The organism is Cognatishimia sp., from assembly GCF_964229375.1.
In the GTDB taxonomy this organism is placed as follows: Bacteria; Pseudomonadota; Alphaproteobacteria; order Rhodobacterales; family Rhodobacteraceae; genus Cognatishimia.
Window position 1 is genome coordinate 1 of sequence record NZ_CAXREH010000169.1, and the last position, 2732, is coordinate 2732.

Annotated in this window: 3 protein-coding genes and 1 pseudogene; 1 reads left to right on the forward strand and 3 read right to left on the reverse strand. The window is 58.2% G+C overall.

The genetic code is table 11. From position 1 onward, the window contains the following. The 3 genes from ACEQWH_RS12585 to ACEQWH_RS12595 all read right to left on the reverse strand — a co-directional run. Positions 1 to 448 (reverse strand): NADPH-dependent FMN reductase (locus ACEQWH_RS12585; protein WP_370231396.1); only part of this gene is annotated, 448 nt, incomplete at its 3' end. A gap of 148 nt (positions 449 to 596) precedes the next feature. Further along, a complete protein-coding gene (locus ACEQWH_RS12590) occupies positions 597 to 1253 on the reverse strand; it encodes an OmpA family protein (protein ID WP_370231398.1) in 657 nt (218 codons plus the stop codon). A gap of 159 nt (positions 1254 to 1412) precedes the next feature. Continuing rightward, positions 1413 to 2264, reverse strand: a complete 852-nt coding sequence (locus ACEQWH_RS12595; RefSeq protein WP_370231400.1) for a bifunctional helix-turn-helix domain-containing protein/methylated-DNA--[protein]-cysteine S-methyltransferase — start codon at positions 2262 to 2264, stop codon at positions 1413 to 1415. A 129-nt stretch (positions 2265 to 2393) separates the two neighbouring features. On the opposite strand from ACEQWH_RS12595, the pseudogene ACEQWH_RS12600 reads away from it, so the two are divergent. After that, positions 2394 to 2732, forward strand: a pseudogene (locus tag ACEQWH_RS12600) (endonuclease III); the annotation flags it as partial.

The following is a 2732-nucleotide window of genomic DNA, read 5'->3' on the forward strand; positions in this document are numbered from 1 at the left end:
CCGACATGGCCGACGCGATGCCGACTTCGGGTGCTGCTGCAAGGCGAACACTGAAGGGCGTCATGCAGGTGCGCAGCATCGTTTGGGCCCGCACTCCTCCTGCGCGGCCAGCGGCGGCGCTCATCACGGCGACGGGTTTGGAGGCCCAGGGCGACGGCTTGGCGCGGCTGACCCAATCCAAGGCATTCTTAAGAACGCCAGAAATGCCTCCGTTGTATTCAGGTGTGGATATGATGACCGCGTCTGCGGATGCAATTTGGTCAACCAGCGTCTGAACTTTAGTGGGCAGCCCGTCGGCCTCTTCCAGATCACCGTCATAAAGTGGAATGTTCAGATCGGCCTCGGTGAATTGCGCCTCTCCAAACAGTCGCGCAGCTTCGCGGATCAGTTTGCTGTTTACAGAGTCCTTGCGCAAGGATCCCGAGATGCCGAGCAGGTGATAAGCCATATGTGCCTCCAGAAATAAGTGTTGCCTTGCAAGCTAGTCGATCCCCGCCACGAGACAATATCAGCCCACGCACAGGGACAATACAAAGCGCGCACAGAAAACCCCCGCACAGGGAGGCCTGTGCGGGGGTCTTAAACATGCGGGAAAATTAGCCTGCGGTCGGCAGGATCACGATTTCAACGCGCCGGTTTTGCGCGCGACCTTCAGGCGTAAGGTTGGACGTCACGGGCTGGCTTTCACCGCGGCCAATGGCGTCGATGCGGCCAAATGGAACGCCTTCGGTCATAAGAACATCCGCAACCGCATTGGCGCGACGTTCAGACAGGGTCTGGTTATAGCTCGCGTCCCCTTCGTTGTCGGTATGTCCGATGATTTGAATGGTCGAGTCCGGATAGGCCAGAAGGTTGCTGGCCACAGTACGCAAGTCACGTTGCAGGTCGCTGCGGACGGTATAGCTGTCTGTTGCAAACAGAATGCTGTTTGGCATCGTGACGATCAGGCGGTCACCTGTGTTGGTGATGTCGACGTCCGAGTTGTCCAGATCGCGGCGCAAGTCGGCCTCTTGACGATCCAGATAATCGCCGGCGATGGCACCAATACCCGCGCCGATTGCCGCACCGCGGACCGTGCCGCCCAGTTTGTCGTCTGCGGTCAATGCGCCAAGGGCACCGCCGAGAATCGCTCCGATTGTGGCGCCTTGTTTCGTGTTGTCCCGCTCGATGCCAGCATATTGCGGATCGGTACAGGCGCTGAGAGTCAGTGCCGCGCCAACGGTCAGGACCAGTGGAAGTTTTGCTCGAGCCATCGTCATGCCCCTTTTGGTTCGCTTGGTTATGATGGGTTTACTGCTTTCCCGAGTCTGAGGCTTCCCGCCTTGTTTCACAAGGGGGAATTCGGCAAGGCTTTGCTCAAATTACAGTGTTTGCGGTGCCTTCAAGGCCCTGAAAGCGCGCGCCGGGCGACCTTAGGACGCTTTGGCCAATGGATCAGATTGCGCGGCCTCATAGGCCAGCATGGCCCGTTTCACAGGCAGCCCCCAATGATAGCCGCCCAGACCACCAGACTTTCGCAGGGCGCGATGACAGGGGATGATCCAGCTGATTGGGTTCTTGCCGATGGCGGTGCCCACCGCGCGGACGGCCTTTGGCGACCCGACCGCATGGGCGATTTCAGAATAGGTGGTGACATGACCTGTCGGGATGCGCATCAAGGCTTCCCAGACTTTGATCTGCAGCGCCGTGCCGATCAACAGCAAAGGGGTCTCTGCCTGCGGGCTGCCAAAGACGCTGGCGACCCATGGCTCAAGCAACGTCTGGTTTTCCTGAAATTGCGCATTTGGCCAGCGCGCGCTCAGATCCTGATAAGTGGCCGTGCGCCCGGTTTCGGCCGCGAATGCCATTCCACAGATGCCTTTCTCGGTGCCCATGACCAAAGTGTCGCCGAACGGGCCGTCAAACCAACCGTATGAAATCGTCAGCCCTGCACCTTTTTTGGCATAGTCACCGGGGCTCATGGCCTCCCACCTGATGAACAGATCATGCAGCCGTCCGGTGCCAGACAGACCCAGCGAATGGGCTGTGTCCAAAGTTGTGAACCTGTCGTGCAGCAAGGTTTTTGCATGTCCAAGGGTCAAATACTGCTGAAACCGTTTCGGCGAAATGCCAGCCCATTTCGAGAACTGGCGCTGAAAATGGGCGGGGCTCATGCCTTGCGCCGCTGCGAGATCTTCGAGCGACAGCGCGTCTTCGCCCTGATCGATCATTTCGATCGCGCGGCGCATCACGCCATAGTGGTAACTCTGTTCCATGTTGCTCATGTGCTCATCGCTTTCCCGACGCGTTCCTTGGGTTTACCCTAGTCAGAGCTGCGTGCGCACACGACCCGTTTTTTGCGCTTTTTGGGTAAAGGGGTTTGATGCTTGCGACGGACGGGCTACACCCTGCGCATGGCAAAGCAACTTGATTACCACACGATCCGAGAGATCTTTACCCGGTTTGAGGCAGCAGAAGAGCACCCCAAGGGCGAGTTAGACCACGTCAACGCCTATACGCTGGTGGTCGCGGTCGCGCTGTCGGCGCAGGCAACGGATGTCGGCGTCAATAAGGCGACCAAAGACCTGTTCCCAATTGCGGACACGCCGCAAAAGATGCTGGATCTGGGCGAAGAGCAACTGATCGAGCATATCAAAACCATTGGCCTTTACCGCAACAAGGCCAAGAACGTGATGAAACTGTCGCGCATTCTGGTCGAAGACTATGGCGGTGTGGTACCCAATTCGCGTGCC

Excerpts from the sequence above, each read along its gene's own strand:
- ACEQWH_RS12590 (WP_370231398.1), bottom strand. The coding sequence starts at position 1,253 with ATGGCTCGAGCAAAACTTCCACTGGTCCTGACCGTTGGCGCGGCACTG.
- ACEQWH_RS12595 (WP_370231400.1), bottom strand. The coding sequence starts at position 2,264 with ATGAGCAACATGGAACAGAGTTACCACTATGGCGTGATGCGCCGCGCG.